This is a genomic window from Sphingopyxis sp. NJF-3, assembly GCF_053514865.1.
Genome location: NZ_CM130726.1, coordinates 2,955,758 through 2,972,125 on the forward strand (window position 1 = coordinate 2,955,758; position 16,368 = coordinate 2,972,125).

The 16,368-nt window shown below is 67.1% G+C and carries 17 protein-coding genes and 1 pseudogene; 4 read left to right on the top strand and 14 right to left on the bottom strand.

All coding sequences use genetic code 11. The features are described from left to right. Positions 1-240: 240 nt before the first annotated feature. The 3 genes from ACOTSS_RS14390 to ACOTSS_RS14400 form a co-directional block, all read right to left on the bottom strand. Complete coding sequence (locus ACOTSS_RS14390; protein ID WP_448688802.1) at positions 241-2,094, bottom strand: M2 family metallopeptidase; 1,854 nt, start codon at positions 2,092-2,094, stop codon at positions 241-243. A 74-nt stretch (positions 2,095-2,168) separates the two neighbouring features. Next, positions 2,169-2,924, bottom strand: coding sequence for an alpha/beta fold hydrolase (locus ACOTSS_RS14395; protein ID WP_448688803.1), 756 nt, complete (start codon positions 2,922-2,924; stop codon positions 2,169-2,171). A gap of 703 nt (positions 2,925-3,627) precedes the next feature. Then, the gene (locus ACOTSS_RS14400) at positions 3,628-4,275 is read right to left on the bottom strand and encodes a DsbA family protein (RefSeq protein WP_448688804.1); all 648 of its coding nucleotides are present in this window, start codon (positions 4,273-4,275) and stop codon (positions 3,628-3,630) included. Positions 4,276-4,409: 134 nt separating this feature from the next. Here ACOTSS_RS14400 and ACOTSS_RS14405 point away from each other — a divergent pair, with 134 nt between their 5' ends. The 3 genes from ACOTSS_RS14405 (at position 4,410) to ACOTSS_RS14415 (ending at position 7,782) form a co-directional block, all read left to right on the top strand. Further along, positions 4,410-4,865 (top strand): MarR family winged helix-turn-helix transcriptional regulator, encoded by a 456-nt coding sequence (locus ACOTSS_RS14405; RefSeq protein ID WP_448688805.1) that lies wholly within the window; start codon positions 4,410-4,412, stop codon positions 4,863-4,865. Then, positions 4,862-5,992: an HlyD family secretion protein gene (locus ACOTSS_RS14410; RefSeq protein ID WP_448688806.1), complete on the top strand. Its 1,131-nt coding sequence runs from the start codon at positions 4,862-4,864 to the stop codon at positions 5,990-5,992. The genes ACOTSS_RS14405 and ACOTSS_RS14410 overlap by 4 nt, the downstream gene beginning before the upstream one ends. A gap of 197 nt (positions 5,993-6,189) precedes the next feature. Then, positions 6,190-7,782 (top strand): DHA2 family efflux MFS transporter permease subunit, encoded by a 1,593-nt coding sequence (locus ACOTSS_RS14415; protein WP_448688807.1) that lies wholly within the window; start codon positions 6,190-6,192, stop codon positions 7,780-7,782. Positions 7,783-7,824: 42 nt separating this feature from the next. On the opposite strand, the gene ACOTSS_RS14420 is transcribed toward ACOTSS_RS14415, so the two are convergent. The 6 genes from ACOTSS_RS14420 to ACOTSS_RS14445 form a co-directional block, all read right to left on the bottom strand. Beyond that, on the bottom strand, positions 7,825-8,562 hold the full coding sequence (locus ACOTSS_RS14420) for a DUF4336 domain-containing protein (RefSeq protein ID WP_448688808.1): 738 nt from the start codon (positions 8,560-8,562) through the stop codon (positions 7,825-7,827). Between the two features lie 34 nt (positions 8,563-8,596). Next, positions 8,597-9,226, bottom strand: a complete 630-nt coding sequence (locus tag ACOTSS_RS14425; protein WP_448688809.1) for a DUF2238 domain-containing protein — start codon at positions 9,224-9,226, stop codon at positions 8,597-8,599. Positions 9,227-9,382: 156 nt separating this feature from the next. Next, positions 9,383-10,408, bottom strand: coding sequence for an aspartate-semialdehyde dehydrogenase (locus ACOTSS_RS14430; protein ID WP_448688810.1), 1,026 nt, complete (start codon positions 10,406-10,408; stop codon positions 9,383-9,385). A gap of 110 nt (positions 10,409-10,518) precedes the next feature. Then, positions 10,519-10,896 carry a 50S ribosomal protein L19 gene (gene rplS, locus ACOTSS_RS14435; RefSeq protein WP_095388457.1) on the bottom strand — a complete coding sequence of 126 codons (378 nt, stop codon included), beginning with the start codon at positions 10,894-10,896 and terminating at the stop codon, positions 10,519-10,521. Next, positions 10,893-11,639 carry a tRNA (guanosine(37)-N1)-methyltransferase TrmD gene (gene trmD / locus ACOTSS_RS14440; protein WP_448688811.1) on the bottom strand — a complete coding sequence of 249 codons (747 nt, stop codon included), beginning with the start codon at positions 11,637-11,639 and terminating at the stop codon, positions 10,893-10,895. Before trmD ends, rplS begins: the two co-directional genes overlap by 4 nt. Continuing rightward, positions 11,636-12,553 carry a LysR substrate-binding domain-containing protein gene (locus tag ACOTSS_RS14445; protein WP_448688812.1) on the bottom strand — a complete coding sequence of 306 codons (918 nt, stop codon included), beginning with the start codon at positions 12,551-12,553 and terminating at the stop codon, positions 11,636-11,638. Before ACOTSS_RS14445 ends, trmD begins: the two co-directional genes overlap by 4 nt. Positions 12,554-12,656: 103 nt before the next feature. Between ACOTSS_RS14445 and ACOTSS_RS14450 the strand changes: the two genes are divergently transcribed. Beyond that, positions 12,657-12,815 (top strand): hypothetical protein, encoded by a 159-nt coding sequence (locus tag ACOTSS_RS14450; protein WP_448688813.1) that lies wholly within the window; start codon positions 12,657-12,659, stop codon positions 12,813-12,815. 21 nt (positions 12,816-12,836) lie between these two features. Here ACOTSS_RS14450 and ACOTSS_RS14455 read toward each other — a convergent pair whose 3' ends face one another. The 5 genes and pseudogenes from ACOTSS_RS14455 to ffh all read right to left on the bottom strand — a co-directional run bounded on the left by ACOTSS_RS14455 (position 12,837) and on the right by ffh (position 16,331). Beyond that, on the bottom strand, positions 12,837-13,214 hold the full coding sequence (locus tag ACOTSS_RS14455) for a PIN domain-containing protein (RefSeq protein ID WP_448688814.1): 378 nt from the start codon (positions 13,212-13,214) through the stop codon (positions 12,837-12,839). Next, a complete protein-coding gene (locus ACOTSS_RS14460) occupies positions 13,211-13,492 on the bottom strand; it encodes an AbrB/MazE/SpoVT family DNA-binding domain-containing protein (RefSeq protein ID WP_448688815.1) in 282 nt (93 codons plus the stop codon). Before ACOTSS_RS14460 ends, ACOTSS_RS14455 begins: the two co-directional genes overlap by 4 nt. Positions 13,493-13,522: 30 nt before the next feature. Next, entirely contained in the window at positions 13,523-13,978 is a 456-nt protein-coding gene (rimM, locus tag ACOTSS_RS14465; protein WP_448688816.1) for a ribosome maturation factor RimM, read from the bottom strand. A gap of 369 nt (positions 13,979-14,347) precedes the next feature. Further along, positions 14,348-14,773 (bottom strand): annotated as a pseudogene (gene rpsP / locus ACOTSS_RS14470) (30S ribosomal protein S16); the annotation flags it as partial. Positions 14,774-14,864: 91 nt separating this feature from the next. Next, a complete protein-coding gene (ffh, locus tag ACOTSS_RS14475; RefSeq protein ID WP_448688817.1) occupies positions 14,865-16,331 on the bottom strand; it encodes a signal recognition particle protein in 1,467 nt (488 codons plus the stop codon). Positions 16,332-16,368: the final 37 nt, after the last annotated feature.

Sequence of the window (16,368 nt, forward strand, 5' to 3'; positions counted from 1 at the left end):
CGGCAGCCCATGACCGATAGCGGCCATACCTTCTCCCCTCCCTTTTAGGGAGGGGCTGGGGGTGGGTAGCCGCCGAAGTCGGCGTTCTTTCGTGGCTCGCTCCACTCGCGCACCCACCCCTAACCCCTCCCTAAAAGGGAGGGGAATGGCTCAAATCCACCCCAAAACGCCCTTGCATTCCGCATGAAAAAAGGCCGGGGAGTCGCCTCCCCGGCCCTTGTCACATCCTCGTAACCGCAATCACCACCCCGTCGGCTTGCCCTTGTTCTGTTCGTCGAGCCATTTCTTCAGCGGCGCGAAATAGTCGGCCATCGCCTTGCCCGACATCTCGCGGCTGCCGGTGAAGGCCTGGAGCGCGTCGGGCCAGGGCTTCGAGGCGCCCATTTCGAGCATCGCATTGAGCTTCGCGCCGACCGCCTTGTTGCCATAGAAGGAACAGCGGTGGAGCGGGCCCTTCCATCCCGCCTGCTTGCACGCCGCCTGATAGAATTGGAACTGCAGCACGCGCGCGAGGAAATAGCGCGAATAGGGGGTGCTCGCCGGGATATGATATTTGGCGCCCGGGTCGAAGGCATTCGCGGGCCGCTCGCCCGGCGGGATGATGCCCTGATATTGCAGGCGGAGCTGCGTCCACGCCTTGTTGTAGTCGGCGGGCTGGATCGTGCCGTCGAACACCCCCCAGCGCCACCGATCGACGAGCAGGCCGAAGGGCAGGAAGGCGACCTTGTCCATCGCCTGCCGCAGCAACAGGCCGACATCCTTGTCGGCGCCGGGCACCTGCGCCTTGTCGAGCAGGCCGATGTCGACCAGATATTGCGGCGTGATCGACAGCGCGACGAAATCGCCGATCGCTTCGTGGAAACCGTCGTTGGCGCCGTTGAGGTAGAGGAACGGCTGCTTGTTGTAGGCGCGCTGGTAATAATTATGGCCGAGTTCGTGGTGGATCGTGACGAAATCGTCCGAATTCACCTTGGTGCACATCTTGATGCGGACATCGTCCTTGTTGTCGATGTCCCACGCCGAGGCGTGGCACACGACCTCGCGGTCGGCGGGCTTCACGAACAGGCTGCGCTTCCAGAAGGTTTCGGGCAGCGGCGCGAAGCCGAGCGAGGAATAGAAATTCTCGCCCGCCTTGACCATGTCGAGCGGCGTCTTGCCTTTCGCCTTCAGCAGATCGCCGATGTCGTAGCCGAGGTCGCCCGAACCCGCGGGCGCGACGAGCGGGTAGATATTGCCCCATTCCTGCGCCCACATATTGCCGAGCAGGTCGGCGCGGATCGGGCCGGTCTTGGGCTGCACCGCGTCGCCATATTTCTCGTTCAGCTTCCAGCGGACATAGGTGTGGAGCGCCATGTAGAGCGGCTTCACCTCCTGCCACAATCGCTCGGTGGTCTTCGCGAACTCCTCGGGCGGCATGTCGTATCCCGACCGCCACATCGCGCCGGTATCTGCGAACCCCAGCTCCTTCGCGCCCTCGTTGGCGATGCCGACCATCTTTGCGTAGTCGTCCTTCATCGGCGCGCCGACATTGTCGTGCCAGCTCGTCCACATCTCGGCGAACTCGGCCGGCGTATGCTCGAGATTGCCCATCTCGGCCTCGATGTCGGAGCCCGAGATCGGCTTGCCGTCGAGGGTGCCCTTGCCCTTGCCATATTGCGACGAGAGATCGGTCGCGATCCGGTTGAGCTCGGTCGCGGCGCCCTCGGTCGTCGGGGCGGGGAGCACGATGCCGTTGCGCAAGATGTCGAGCTTGCGCTTCGTGTCGGCGCTCAGCCCCGGCACATTCACATATTTGGCGGCTTCGAGCGCATATTTGACCGATTTCTCGGTGCCGACGGCATTGATCCGCGCCGCCATCGCGTCGGTGTCCTCGGTGATGAAGTTGTAGTTGACCCAGTTCACCTGGCTCGCCTCGACCGAATAGTCGAACAGATCCTTTTCGGCGGCGGCGATGAAGGCGTCGGCATCGGCGGCGGTGGGGGCAGCGGCCGGCGTCGCCTCGGCCGCGGCGGGCGCGGCCTCCTGCGCGAGCGCCGGGCTCGCGGCGAGCGCGAGCGACAGCGCAAGCGACAGGGTCGAAATCATGGCTTTCATGGGGTGCGTCCTCTGGATGATCATGGCGCTCTGTGGCGCGATGGCCGCCAGTCTGGACCGCCCCGCCAGCCCGGTCAAGCGGCGGTCAGGAAGTGCGCGATCGCCTCGCCGAGTTCGGGCTCGGTCACGCTCGACATATGGGTTCCCGGGATCGTCGCGAGCCTTGCGTCGGCCAGCGCCGCGACCAGCTCCCCGGCCGAGCCATTGTCCTGATCCTTGTCACCGCACACGACGAGCACCGGCATCGTCAGCGCCGCGAGCGCGTCCGGCGCGGTATCGGTGAAGCTGTCGAGCAGATGCCCTGCGGCGATCCGGTCGACCTTCATCGTCTTCATGAACTGCACCGACAGCCAGGTGTCGTCGCCGCGCTTCGCGCTGTCATATTCGGCGATCACCCGCTTGAAAAATGCCCCGCGCCGCTGCCAGCCGGCGAGCCCCGCGAGCCCCATGCCGCCGAGGATCAGCCGCTTCGGGCGCATCCCCGCGACCACCGCGCGAACGCTGGTGCGCGCGCCGAGCGAAAAGCCGCCGAGGTCGAAATCGGAAAGGCCGAGGTGCGCGACCAGATCCTGAAGGTCGTCGACGAGCACGTCGGGCGGATAATGCTCCGCCCCGTGCGGCGCCGCGCTCGATCCGTGAACGCGCAGGTCGGGCATGATGACGCGAAAGCCGTCCGCGGCGACGCGCGCCGCGGTGCCGAACTTGATCCAGTTGACCTCGGCGCTCGAGAAGAGGCCGTGCAGCAGCACCACCGGCGCGCCCTCGCCCATTTCGCGCCATGCCAGCCGCACGCCGTCACGCGCTTCGAAATATTGGGGTTCGATCGTCATTACCTTGCCTTACGCGCCGCATTCCGGTTCACGCAACGGCGAATGGGAGCGGCTGTCTCGACTTCGCTCGACACGAGCGGGAATAGCCGCTTTCGGCCGGAAGACGACATTATTTTGATCGTCATCCCGGACTTGATCCGGGATCCATTGACGCTCCGTGGAAGGAATGGATCCCGGATCAAGTCCGGGATGACGACTATCTGAAACCGACCGCTTAGCGACATTCCGCGTCCCATAACGTCGTCATTCCCGCGAAAGCGGGAACCCAGAGCGTGCGTCGGCTGGTCCCACACTGGGTTCCCGCTTTCGCGGGAATGACGAAAGTGGGAAATGGCAGCTCCCCACCCCAAACCGGCGCCGCCTTCAAATAGGCCTTTCCTACATTATTCCGCTGTGTCAGCCTTCATCGGGCTCTTTCATTGGGTGGATAAAGACTGTCGCTCGCCGGTGCGATCACCGCGGGGCGTGCCCGGCATCCCGCACGCGGGGAGGTCCAGATCCGGCGATCCACAGGGCTGAACTTTCCTGAACTTTGCCAATATTGCTGCAGGGTTCCCGGCCGGTGCCGGACCCTAAGTCCCATACGCCCTTGCGGCCATCGATCCCGGATCGGGACCCGGGATAGGGAAAATGGGGAGGTCCGCTCTCCACCCCTTCCCAGCCTTTCGCACCCCGATTACGCCCGAACATCACCCGCACCCATTCAGCGCGGCTGCAGCCCCTTCTGCTCCATGCGCCACCGCGCCATCTCGATCCGGTCCTGCCCGAAGAAAGGTTCGCCATCGAAAACCAGCGTCGGCACGCCCCAATGGCCCGCGATTTCGAGCGCGACCTGGTTGGCCGCAATTTCGGTATCGAGCGCCTCGGCGTCGCGCTCGGCCTCGGCGTCGAGTTCGGCGAGGTCGAGCCCGGCGCGCTTCGCCGCACCGGCGAGATGGTCGCCGAGGTGCCAGTCCTTTGCCCCGCCCCAGATGAGCTGCGCAGCCTCGTCGCAGAAGGCGAGGCTCTTGCCGCGGCGCGAGGCGGCCTGGCCGAGCCGGGTGAGGCGATAGATATAGGGCTGTTCGGCGGCGATCTCGCGCGTCGTCACATTCTGGACGATCGGGTCGGGGCGCGGCGGGCCGAAGGGGATGCCGTGGAATTGCGCGACGCGGATCATGTCGCGCATCGTGTAGCTGAGCCAGTTGGGATGGTTGCGCTCGAAGAAGTCGGGCTGGCGGATTGCGAGCGGGTAGACGGGGCGCAGGTTGATGTCGACCGCATGGCTCGCGGCAAGCGCGCGGTAGCGGCCGATCGCGAGGTAGGAATAGGGCGAGCGAAAGGACCAGAAGAGGTCGGCGGAAAGACTCATGGGGGCATCCTGCCCAAAAAGCGGCGCGGCGCAAGCATCGTCGGGATGATTGCCACCGGAATGAACCCAAAGCGTTTCGCCCATGTTGCACTGCGGCATTGCCTATAATAGCTATTGCTATTATATCTGCTGCCATGAACGAGACGATCGGCTTTCTGCTGAACGACACCGCGCGGCTGTTTCGCCGCGCGTTCAACGCGCGCACGAAGGACAGCGGCGTGACCGCGCTGCAGTGGCGGCTGATCAGCTATCTGAAACGCCACGAGGGGATCCGGCAGGGGCCGCTCGCCGAGCTGATCGAGGTCGAGCCGATCACCCTGTCGCGGATGGTCGACCGGCTGGCCGAGGCCGGGCTGGTCGAGCGCCGCGCCGATCCGACCGACCGCCGCGCCTGGCAGCTCCACCTGACGCCGCGCGCGCGCGACCTTCTGAAGGTCATGCGCCGGACGGCCGACCGGCTGACCGAGGAAGCCACCGAAGGGCTGGACGACGCCGAACGGGCGCAGCTGATCGCGCTCGTCGGGCGCGTCCGCTGCAACCTGTCGCGCCGCGACGCGAACACCGAGACCGAAACAGAGGCCGCAGAATGACCCAGCTCTCCCCCACCCGCCCCAAGGCCGAGGACGCCAAGCCGCCGCGCGCCGCCCCCAAGGCCGATCCGGTGCCACCGGCCGCCCCCGCCTCCCCCGCACCCGAAGATGAGGCCAAACCGGGCTGGCGCACGCGCGCGCTGATGTTCGGCGTGCCCGCGGCGCTCGCGATCGCGGGCGGCGTCTGGTGGCTGACCAGCGGCGGATCGGTGTCGACCGACAACGCCTATGTCCAGATGGACAAGGTGTCGGTCGCGGCCGAGGTCGGCGGGCTGATCACCGAGGTCGCGGTGCGCGAGGGTCAGGAGGTCAGGGCGGGCGACCTGCTGTTCCGCATCGACGGGCGCCCCTATGCGCTGACCGTCGCGCAGGCGGGCGCGGCGATCGACGCCGCCAAGGTCGACGTCGGCAATCTGTCGGCGAGCCTCGCCGCGACCAACGTCGACATCAAGGCGGCCGAAGAGGATATCGCCTTCGCCGAGGCCAATTTCCAGCGGCAGGCCGCGCTGATGGACAAGGGCTTCACGACCAAGGCCGCCTATGACGCCGCGAAGCACGCGGTCGAGCAGGCGCGCGCGAGCCTGGGCCAGGCGCGCGCCGACGCCGCCGAGGCGCGTGCCAAGCTCGCCACCGGCGCCAGCGGCACCAACCCGCAGGTCGAAGCCGCGCGCGTCCAGCGCGCGCAGGCCCAGGTCGACCTCGGCCGCACCGAGGTGCGCGCGCCGAGCGCGGGGCGCGTCGCCGAATCGGATCGGCTGCAGGTCGGGCAGATGATGGTCGCGGGGCTGCCCGCGGTAACGCTGGTCGACACCGGACATCCGTGGGTCGAGGCCAATTTCAAGGAGACCGACCTCGCCGACATGTGCGTCGGCCAGCCCGCCGAAATGCGCTTCGACGCCTATCCGGGGCTGGTCGTGCGCGGCCATGTGAAGACGATCGGCGCGGGAACGGGCAGCGAATTTTCGGTGCTGCCCGCGCAGAACGCGACCGGCAACTGGGTCAAGGTGACCCAGCGCGTGCCGGTGCGCATCGCCTTCGACGAGGTCGCGAAGCGCGACATGATCGCCGGACTTTCGACCGAGGTGAAGGTGATCACGTCGGGCGGGTGCCCGGCAAAGGGCAAGTGAGACTATGGCTGACGTGGGCCTGGTGGCCGTGCTTCGCGGCCCAACTCCCGCCCTCCCCTTCAGGGGAGGGCAGCGAGACTTGCGAGCTTGCTCGCTAGTCGCAGCGGGTGGGGTCCATCGGCCTTGCGCAAGGCCGATGGACCCCACCCCAACCCCTCCCTGAAGGGGAGGGGCTTTAGCCCCGCAAACGCCGCGTAATGGTCAGCCGTGCCTTTCCCCGCCGCCGCGCCGCGCCCGCGGCGACGGTCGTCAGCGACGACCGCCCGCTCCACGAGCAGGTCCGCTATCGCGGCCTGCTGACCGTCGCCGTGATGGGCGCGTCGGTGATGCAGATCCTCGACACGACGATCGCCAATGTCGCGATCCCGCACATGCAGTCGAGCCTCGGCGCGACGAGCGAGACGGTGAACTGGGTGCTGACCAGCTATATCATCGCTTCGGCGGTCGCGATGCCGATCACCGGCTGGCTCGCCGACCGCATCGGCCGGCGCCCGCTGTTCCTCGCCTCGGTCGTCGGCTTCATCATCGCCTCGATGGCGTGCGGCGCGGCCCAGAATCTCGAGGAAATGGTCGCCTTCCGCTTTCTCCAGGGGATCAGCGCCGCCTTCATCGGACCGCTGTCGCAGTCGGTGATGCTCGACATCAATCCGCCCGAGCGCCACGCGCGCGCGATGTCGATCTGGGGCATGGGGATCATGGTCGGGCCGATCATGGGGCCGATCCTCGGCGGCTGGCTGACCGAGTCGGTCAACTGGCGCTGGGTCTTTTACGTCAACCTGCCGGTCGGGCTCGCGACGCTGGCGCTGATGTGGGCGCTGCTCCCCGCGACTGCGCGCAAGGACCGCAAGTTCGACCTGTTCGGCTTTTCGATGCTCGCGCTCGGCCTCGCCTCGCTCCAGCTCATGCTCGACCGCGGCGCGCAGAAGGACTGGTTCGACAGCATCGAGATATGGATCGAAACCGGCGTCGCCGCCGCCTGCCTGTGGATGTTCTTCGTTCACCTGCTGACGGGGCGCAACACGCTGTTCGACCGCAAGATGCTCGCCGACCGCAACCTGCTCACCGCGCTTGGCTTCATGGTGGTGATCGGCATCGTCATGTTCTCGTCGATGGCGCTGTTGCCGCCGATGCTTCAGCGGCTGTTCGGCTGGCCGGTGATCGACACCGGCTGGGTGCTCGCGGTGCGCGGCATCGGCATCTTCATCAGCATGTCGGTCGCCGGGCAGCTGCTCGGGCGGATCGACGCGCGCTGGCTGGTCGGCAGCGGCCTGCTCATCGCCGCTTACTCGCTCTACCAGATGAGCCAATGGTCGCTGATGATGGGCGCCTGGCCGGTGGTCGTCAGCGGGCTGGTGCAGGGGCTGGGCATGGGGCTGGTCTTCATCCCGCTCAACACCATGGCCTTCGCGACGCTCGGCCCGACGCACCGGACCGACGGCGCGAGCCTGCTCAACCTCGTGCGCAGCGTGGGCGCGTCGGTCGGCATTTCGGTGGTGACGACGCTGCTCGGCGCGAACACCCAGCGCAGCCACGAGGATCTGGTCGCGCATATCACGAGCACCGCGGTGCCGCTGATCGACCCCTCGACCTCCGACCGCCTCGGCTCATTCGGCGCGAGTGCGATGGCGATGGTCAATGCCGAGATCAACCGGCAGGCGGCGATGGTCGCCTATATCGACGATTTCTGGGCGATGATGTGGGTGACGCTGCTGTCGGTGCCGCTCGTCATCCTGCTGCGCCCGCCCGCCCGCGGCGGCCCGAAAGCGTCGGCGGCGGACATGGGGCATTAGGGCACTTCATCGCCATTCCGTGATAACGGCCGCCCTTCCCCCTCACCGCGCCCATGCGAAAGCCCGGCGCAGTTCGGCGGCGCCGTCCAGGGCATAAGGCAAGCCGTGCGCCATGACGATGCGCTCGCAGGGCCAGGCGAGGATCGACGCCACCGCCGCGCGCACCGCGCGCCGTTTCGGCCAGAAGGTCAGGCGGAGGTCGATCGGCGCCTTTCCGTGCGGCGCGGCGGCACCCGAGAGGTGGATCAGCCAGCGATAGAGGGGATTGCGCACGCGCCGCGGCTCGAAATTCTCGATCAGGTCGGCGAGGATCACGGTGCGCGACGTGGCGTGGAAGAAGACCGCCTCGCTGACCGCGGTGCCGGGGACGAGCACGGCCTCCACCTCTTCGCGCGGCCACGGCGCGCCATCGCCCTCCAGCACCGCGTCGATGCGAAAGGGCCGCTTCGCTTTTTCGGCGAGCCCCGGCACCGCGGCGGTCTTCGCGTGCGGATAGCGCCGCTGCCAGTCGGCGACATGCCAGTAATGGATGCTGTTCGGCGCGACGAGCCAGGCCACCGGCCCCAGCCGGTCGATCGCCGCGAACAGCGCGTCGTCGGGCGCGACCGGCGAATGGAGCCAGAGCCCGCCGTCGGCGAGCCGCACCACCGTCATCCGCGTCGGAAAGGGGATCGAACCGAAGGCATAATCCATGCGGATTTCGGGGCCGTCGACGATCCAGATCGCTTCGCCGAACGGCTTGGGGACATAGAGCGGCGCATAGGGCGTGAAACTGTCCATCGCGCCGCAGCCTATCAGCAAAGCGGCGGTTGGTTCAAATCGCCGCCCTGCCGCGCGGCAGCGCCACCACCATGACCGCGCCGAGCGCGGCGAGCGCCATGTCCTTTTGCGCGTCCCAGATATCGCCCTGCTGCCCATTGTAGCGGTCGGCGGTCTCGCCCGCAGCGACGATCGTCAGCAGCCATTCGAAAATCTCGTAGAGGCACGACAGCGACAGAACCCACCCGGCGACCGCGAGCATCGCGCCGCACCGCGACAGGCCGCCGTAGCGCCGCGCGACCTCCGCCACCGGCACCGTCGAAAGCAGACCGAAGGCGAAATGGACGAGGCGGTCGTAATGGTTGCGCGTCCAGCCGAATGCCTCCGACAGTCCCCGGCCGGTCAACGCACGCGCCCACTCGTCATAGGGGACGTTGCTGTAGATATAGCGGCCGCCGAGCGTGTGCAGCGCGAAGAACAGGATGATGCAAGCGAGCGCCGGGGTCGAGAGCGGCCAGCGGCTGAGCAGCCACGGCGCGGCGACGAGCAGCAGCGCGGTCGGGATGTGCTGGAGCGGCGCGATGGCGGGGTAAGGCTGGGCGATCTGCGCGAGGAGAAGCAGCGCGAGGAGCAGGCCGAGAAGGAGGCGCTGGAGGCGGGGGAGGGCGGAGAGGCCGGCGGGCATGACCCATTCCTAGCCGTTCCCATCGAGGCATTTAAGCCCCTCCTCTTCAGAGGAGGGGTTTGGGGTGGTGGACGCCTTTGAGGGAGACCACCCCGCTGCGCCCCGGACTTATCCGGGGCTCGCTGCCCCTCCTCTGAAGAGGAGGGGCTTGGACACTCACCCTTTCTTCAGATGCCGGCGGCCAAGCAGTTCGGCGATCTGCACCGCGTTGAGCGCCGCGCCCTTGCGGAGATTGTCGCTGACGCACCAGAGGTTGAGGCCGTTCTCGATCGTCGGGTCCTCGCGGACGCGGCTGACGAAGGTCGCGAAATCGCCGACGGCTTCGACCGGGGTGATGTAGCCGCCGTCCTCGCGCTTGTCGTGGAGCACGACGCCGGGCGCCTCGCGCAGGAGGCGCTGGGCTTCCTCGGCCGACAATTCCTTCTCCATTTCGACGTTGATCGCCTCGCTATGCCCGACGAACACCGGCACGCGGACGCAGGTCGCGGTGACCTTGATCTTGGGATCGAGGATCTTCTTCGTTTCGACGACCATCTTCCATTCCTCCTTGGTCGAGCCGTCGTCGAGGAACTTGTCGATGTGCGGGATGACGTTGAAGGCGATCTGCTTGGTGAACTTGCTCACGTCCTTCTCGTCGCCGACGAAGATCTGGCGCGTCTGGTTCCACAGCTCGTCCATCCCGGCCTTGCCCGCGCCCGATACCGACTGATAGGTCGAGACGACGACGCGCCTGATCGTCGCCGCATCATGGAGCGGCTTCAGCGCGACGACCATCTGCGCGGTCGAGCAGTTCGGGTTGGCGATGATATTCTTCTTTGTGTAGCCGTCGATCGCGTCGGGGTTCACCTCGGGCACGATCAGCGGCACGTCGGGGTCCATCCGGTAGAGCGACGAATTGTCGATCACCACGCAGCCCGCCGCCGCGGCCTTGGGCGCGTGGATCGCGGTCGCGTCGGAGCCGATCGCGAAGATCGCCATGTCCCAGCCCGCCCAGTCGAAGTTCTCGATATTCTGGCATTTCACGGTCTTGCCGGTGTCGCCGATCTCGATCTCGTCGCCCTGGCTGCGCGACGAGGCGACCGCCGCGAGTTCGTCATAGGGAAATTCGCGCTCGGCGAGGATGGCGAGGACTTCGCGTCCGACATTGCCCGTCGCACCCGCGACGACGATCCGGTAACCCATGAATTTGTCCTTTGATGCTGGTGTCTGAAACGAAAAACGACCGGTTCTGCCTGTTGGCGGAACCGGTCGTTTTGGAAAGCTGTTTCGGCTTTATGAAGGAGAAGCTCTCCTTAGCCTTCGCCGGCTTCCGACCGGTATTCGCGGCGTTCCGCAATACGCGCCGATTTACCGGTGCGGCCCCGCAGATAATAGAGCTTCGCACGACGGACGGCGCCCTTGCGGACGACGGTAATGCTGTCGATGTTGGGCGAATAGAGCGGGAAGACGCGCTCGACGCCTTCGCCGAACGACAGCTTGCGTACGGTGAAGTTCGAGCCCATGCCCTTGTTCGAACGCGCGATGCACACGCCCTCGAAATTCTGGACGCGGGTGCGCTCGCCTTCGACGACGCGTACGCCGACGCGCAGCGTGTCGCCGGGGCGGAACGTCGGAATCTCTTTGCCGGCCTTGGCGATTTCTTCGGCTTCGATCGTCTGGATGAGGTTCATGGCCTCTGGTCCTTCTTCTGTTGCCGCGCGCCAGAGGCAGGTCGGGCCCGAGCGCCCTCATGGCGCTCCCAAAGGTCCGGCCTGCGTAACCGTGTGTCCTCTTCCGCCCTTTGTTTCCGCCAGGCAGCGATCTTCGCATGATCCCCCGATCGCAGCACTTCGGGGATCGTGCGCCCTTCCCATGTGACAGGTCGGGTATAGTGCGGATATTCGATCAGACCGTTCTCGAACGATTCGTCGTCCCCGCTGGAAGACGCGCCCATTACGCCGGGAAGCAGCCGAATGCAAGCGTCCAGAAGCAGCAGCGCCGCCATCTCTCCGCCGGAAAGGACGATGTCGCCCATCGACAGCTGTTCGACGGGGCGTGCGTCGAAAATCCGCTCGTCGAAGCCCTCGAACCGGCCGCAGAGGATGATCGCCCCCGGACCCGCCGCAAGGTCGCGCACGCGGGCCTGGGTCACGGGCGCGCCGCGCGGCGTCATCGCGAGCAGGGGCAGCCCCGGATGCGCGGCGGCCGCGTGATCGATCGCGCGGCCCAGCACGTCGGCCTTGAGCACCATCCCCGCGCCGCCGCCCGCGGGGGTATCGTCGACGGTGCGGTGCCGGTCGGTCGCGAAGTCGCGAATCTGCACCGGCGCGCAGGCCCATGTCCCGCTCTCGAGCGCGCGCCCGGCCATGCTGTGCCCGAGCGGGCCGGGGAACATGTCGGGATAGAGGGTCAGGGGGACGGCGGTGAAGGTCATGGCAGCGGCCGCCATAGCGCCTCGGGAAGCAGGGGACGATCCTTTTCCATCTCCTCGTGCAACCATTCGCGGAAGCGTTCGATCTTGCGGACGCGGCTGCGGCCCTCGCGATAGACGAGCCAGTTGGCGCTGCCGGGCTGGTAGAGCGTGTCGAAAGGCTGGACCATCCGCCCGCTGTCGAGCTCGGCGCGCCACAGCAGCGGGGTCATCAAGGCGATGCCATAGCCGCCCTGCACCGCGCTCGCCTCCTGAAGCTGGCTGTCGAGCACGACCCCGCGGCGCGGCGGCGGCGCGACGTCGACGCCGGCCTCGGCGAGCCAGCCGGCCCACCAGCCGTCGTTCGGCGCGAGACGCTCGACGCGCAGCAGGTCGGCGGGCGCCGCGATCCGGTTGGCGTCGCGAAAGGCGGGCGAACAGATCGGCGTCACATGGCTGCGGAACAGGAAATCGCCGCGCAGCCCCGGCCAGCCGCCGCGGCCGATACGGATCGCGACGTCGACGTTCGACGCGTCGAAATCGACATAGTCGTTCGACATCGAGAGCCGCACCGCAAGATCGGGGTAGCGAAGCTGGAAGCGCCCGATGCGCGCGCTGAGCCAGGTGCCGCCGAAGGTCACCGCGGCGTTGATCGTCAGCACCTCGGCCTCGTCGTCGCCGAGCGCCGCGAAGGCGTCGTCCATCGAGGCGAAAGCGGCGCGGATCGCGGGAAGCAGCCGCTGCCCCGTTTCCGACAGCCGCACCCGCCCTTTCTCGCGCACGAACAGCGCGCGGCCGAGCCGGTCTTCCAATTGGCGGACCTGATAGCTGACCGCGGCCTGCGTCATCCCGAGTTCCTCGGCGGCACGCGAGAAATTCTCCAGCCTTCCGGCCGATTCGAAGGCGCGTATCGCGGCAAGGGGCGGCAGTTTCGACATCGGAGACCTATAAGCCTGCCTTATGCTGTGCCGCAAAGCTTTTGTTGGCCGGCTCGCCGCGCAAGGCGCATCTGAGGGGCAACCACCCGGCAGGAGACAATCGATGATCGACGAAATGTGGATGCGCGGCTGGGCCGAAAATCACGGCCGCTTCAGCGCCGACCTCGACCGCGGCTTCGCGCGAATCGCAGGCGCAATCGCGCGACTGCGCCGCCGCCGCGACGCGCGCGACATCGACGTCCGCCGGCGCATCGGCGTGTGAGAAAATTAGCCAAAGCCGGGGTTACCGCGTCCAATTCTCGACGCGGAGCCCTGGCACATCGGCGAAATCGCCTTCGTTGTTGGTGATAACCACGACATCCAGGCTCAGCGCATGGGCCGCCAGCAAGCGGTCGAAGCGCGCGCGTCGGAAAGGGAGTTTCGAATAGGCCCGCGCCGCGGACTCATCGAAAGGAACGAGGGGGATGGCCGCGAGAAAAGCCTCCAGAACCTCAGGTAGCGGCGGCCTCCCCTGCTCGCTCCCCAAGGCGATCTCGGCGAAGCTGATCGCCGAAATGGCGACGTCGCCCGGCGCGCATGCAGTGAGCCGCGTGCGCAGCGGTTCGTAGCGCGCCGTCATCGCATAAATCGCGCAATCGGCATCGATGAGGTAGCGGATCACCCCTTCTTTGCCGCTTCCTCGGCGGCCTTGCGCGCCGCGACCGTGCTCGGCCGCTCCTCGAAATCTTCGCGCGGAGGAACCTTCAACCACGGCGCCTTGCCCCAGAAACCGCTGACGTCGATCTTCGCCTTGGGCTTGTCTGCGGGCTCGAAACGGAACTCACCGCGCTCTTCGCGGACGATCATTTCGGTGCCTTCTTCCAGCCCGAGCGCCTTGGGCAGACGCAGCGCCAGTGAATTGCCCGATTTGAAGACTTTCGCTCGATATTCCTTGGTCATGGCGCGCTCCGTATATACAAAATGTATATACTATTCGACGAAGGCCGCGTCAATCAGGACCACCGCGTCGCTCCATTCGGGCACCGCCTGCGGGATCATCGGCACCATGAAGCGCCCCGGTTTCTTGCCGGGTTCGGCCGGCCGCTCGATCTCGAGAATGTCGCCGGCGCCGAAATTCTCGACCGCGACGACAGTTCCCAGCGCTTCGCCGTCGGTCGAGGTGCAGGCGAGGCCGATCAGGTCGTGATGATAATATTCGCCGGGGCCGAGCGGCGGCAGCGCCGAGCGGGGAACGGTCAGCAGCGTCCCGCGCAGCGCCTCGGCGGCGGCGCGGTCGGTGACCTCGGCAAAGCGCGCGACCGCGCCCTGGTTCACGGGGCGCACCGATGCCAGCGTCAGCTTGCGGGCGCCCGCGTCGAATGCGGAAAAGGCGCGGAGAGCGTCCGCGCCTTCCCCGAACAGTTTGAGGCGGACCTCGCCCCGCACCCCATGCGCGCCGGCGATGGCGGCGAGGGTGACGGGGCGATTCGCACGACTCTCAAGCCCCTCCCCTTCAGGGGAGGGGTTGGGGTGGGGGGTAGCGGGCGCAGGCGCTCGTCTGCGAGCCCCCACCCCCGACCCCTCCCCTGAAGGGGAGGGGGGAGACATGTCTTAGCCTTCGGCCTTTTCTTCGCCGGCTTCTTCGGCCGGAGCCTCTTCAGCGGCAGGCGCTTCTTCGGCAACCGGGCCGCCTTCGGCGACTTCCTCGGCGATCGCGGCCGCGTCTTCGGCGGTCGCTTCGGCGGGGACTTCGTCGGCCACCGCGTCGGCGACGGCTTCGGCGGTTTCCTCGCTCTTCACCGAACCGGTCGCGTCGGACTCGGCGGCTTCGGGAGCGGCGGCCTCTTCGGCGGGCGCCTCTTCAGCCGGAGCGGCGGCGGCTTCCTTGGCAGCCTCTTCGGCCTCGGCCAGCTTCGCGGCCTTTTCTTCGGCGCGTTCCTTGGCCTTCTCGCCCGGCTCGGCCTTCTTGGGGTTGTTGCGCGCGGCGCGTTCCTTGATGCCCGCGGCATCGAGGAAGCGGGCGACGCGGTCGGTGGGCTGCGCGCCGACCGAGAGCCAGTGCGCGGCACGCTCGCCGTCGAGCTTCACGCGCTCGGGATTGTCCTTGCCGAGCAGCGGGTTGTAGCTGCCGATACGCTCGATGAAGCGGCCATCGCGCGGGCTGCGCGAATCGGCGACGACGATCTTGTAATAGGGGCGCTTTTTCGAACCGCCGCGCGAAAGGCGAATGGAGGTAGCCATGATGTAATCCTTCTTTCTAATTCAATTCAAACCTGGGTCTTCGTAAACTCTGGATCCCCGCCTTCGCGGGGATGACGGCCTGTCGGGGCCGTCACTTCTTCTTATTCATCAGATTGGCGAGCTCGGGCGGGATCGCCCCGCCGCCGAGGCCGGGCAGGCCGGCGGGACCGCCGCCGCCCATGCCGCCCATGGCGCCGCCACCCATGCCGGGAATGCCGCCGCCCTTGCCGAACAGCGCGCCGAGCCCCTTGAGCCCGCCCATCTTGCGGATGCGCTTCATCGCGGTGGACATTTCCTGGTGCATCTTGAGCACCTTGTTCACCTGCTGCACGCTGGTGCCCGAGCCGTTGGCGATGCGGATCTTGCGCTTCGCGTTGATCAGGTCGGGCTTCGCGCGCTCCTTGGGGGTCATCGACCCCATGATCGCGTCGAAGTGGACCAGCATCTTGTCGTCGGCGCCGCTCTGCGCCATCGCCGCCTGCGCCTTCTTGAGGCCCGGGATCATCCCCGCGAGCGCGCCGATGCCGCCCATGCGGCGCATCTGGTTCAATTGCGTGCGAAGATCGTCGAGGTCGAACTGACCCTTCGCCATCTTCTTCGCCATCGCCTCGGCCTCTTCGGCCTGGATCGTCTCGGCGGCGCGCTCGACGAGGCTGACGACGTCGCCCATGCCGAGGATGCGGCCCGCGATGCGCGAGGGCTGGAAGAGTTCGAGCCCGTCGAGCTTCTCGCCCGTGCCCGCGAACTTGATCGGCTTGCCGGTAACCGCGCGCATCGACAGCGCGGCGCCGCCGCGCGCGTCGCCGTCCATCCGGGTCAGGACGACGCCGGTGAGCGGCACCTGATCGGTGAAGCGCTGCGCGACCTGCACCGCGTCCTGGCCGGTCAGGCTGTCGACGACAAGCAGGGTTTCGGCCGGGTTGGCGGCGCGCGACACCGCCTGCATCTCGTCCATCAGCTGCTGGTCGACGTGGAGCCGGCCCGCGGTGTCGAGCATGAGGACGTCATAGCCCTGGAGCTTCGCCGCCTGCATCGCGCGGTTCGCGATCTCGACCGGCTGCTGGCCGGCGACGATCGGCAGCGTCGCGACGTCGATCTGGGTGCCGAGGACGGCGAGTTGTTCCTGCGCGGCGGGGCGGTTGACGTCGAGCGACGCCATCAGCACCTTCTTGCGCTCCTTGTCCTTCAGCCGCTTCGCGATCTTCGCGGTGGTGGTGGTCTTGCCCGAGCCCTGCAGGCCGACCATCATGATCACCGCCGGCGGGGTGACATTGAGGTCGAGCTCGGCGGTTTCGGAGCCGAGCATTTCGGTCAGCGCGTCGCTGACGATCTTGACCACCTGCTGCCCCGGCGTGACCGAGCGCAGGACATTCTGGCCGACCGCGAGTTCGGTGACCTGATCGACGAAGCTGCGCACGACGGGCAGCGCGACGTCGGCTTCGAGCAGGGCGATTCGCACTTCGCGCATCGCCGCGCGCACGTCGGCCTCGGTCAGCGCGCCGCGGCCGCGGAGCTTCCCGAAAACATCGCCAAGCCGATTGCTCAGACTGTCGAACATGTGGCCCAAAATCCTTCCTTCGACACCGCAACGCAAA

Coding starts and splice junctions, on each gene's coding strand:
- ACOTSS_RS14390 (WP_448688802.1), bottom strand. CDS start 2,094: ATGAAAGCCATGATTTCGACCCTGTCGCTTGCGCTGTCGCTCGCGCTC.
- ACOTSS_RS14405 (WP_448688805.1), top strand. CDS start 4,410: ATGAACGAGACGATCGGCTTTCTGCTGAACGACACCGCGCGGCTGTTT.
- ACOTSS_RS14425 (WP_448688809.1), bottom strand. CDS start 9,226: ATGCCCGCCGGCCTCTCCGCCCTCCCCCGCCTCCAGCGCCTCCTTCTC.
- ACOTSS_RS14410 (WP_448688806.1), top strand. CDS start 4,862: ATGACCCAGCTCTCCCCCACCCGCCCCAAGGCCGAGGACGCCAAGCCG.
- trmD (WP_448688811.1), bottom strand. CDS start 11,639: ATGACCTTCACCGCCGTCCCCCTGACCCTCTATCCCGACATGTTCCCC.
- ACOTSS_RS14420 (WP_448688808.1), bottom strand. CDS start 8,562: ATGGACAGTTTCACGCCCTATGCGCCGCTCTATGTCCCCAAGCCGTTC.
- ACOTSS_RS14430 (WP_448688810.1), bottom strand. CDS start 10,408: ATGGGTTACCGGATCGTCGTCGCGGGTGCGACGGGCAATGTCGGACGC.
- rplS (WP_095388457.1), bottom strand. CDS start 10,896: ATGAACCTCATCCAGACGATCGAAGCCGAAGAAATCGCCAAGGCCGGC.
- ACOTSS_RS14450 (WP_448688813.1), top strand. CDS start 12,657: ATGATCGACGAAATGTGGATGCGCGGCTGGGCCGAAAATCACGGCCGC.
- ACOTSS_RS14395 (WP_448688803.1), bottom strand. CDS start 2,924: ATGACGATCGAACCCCAATATTTCGAAGCGCGTGACGGCGTGCGGCTG.
- ACOTSS_RS14460 (WP_448688815.1), bottom strand. CDS start 13,492: ATGACCAAGGAATATCGAGCGAAAGTCTTCAAATCGGGCAATTCACTG.
- ACOTSS_RS14445 (WP_448688812.1), bottom strand. CDS start 12,553: ATGTCGAAACTGCCGCCCCTTGCCGCGATACGCGCCTTCGAATCGGCC.
- ffh (WP_448688817.1), bottom strand. CDS start 16,331: ATGTTCGACAGTCTGAGCAATCGGCTTGGCGATGTTTTCGGGAAGCTC.
- ACOTSS_RS14400 (WP_448688804.1), bottom strand. CDS start 4,275: ATGAGTCTTTCCGCCGACCTCTTCTGGTCCTTTCGCTCGCCCTATTCC.
- ACOTSS_RS14415 (WP_448688807.1), top strand. CDS start 6,190: ATGGTCAGCCGTGCCTTTCCCCGCCGCCGCGCCGCGCCCGCGGCGACG.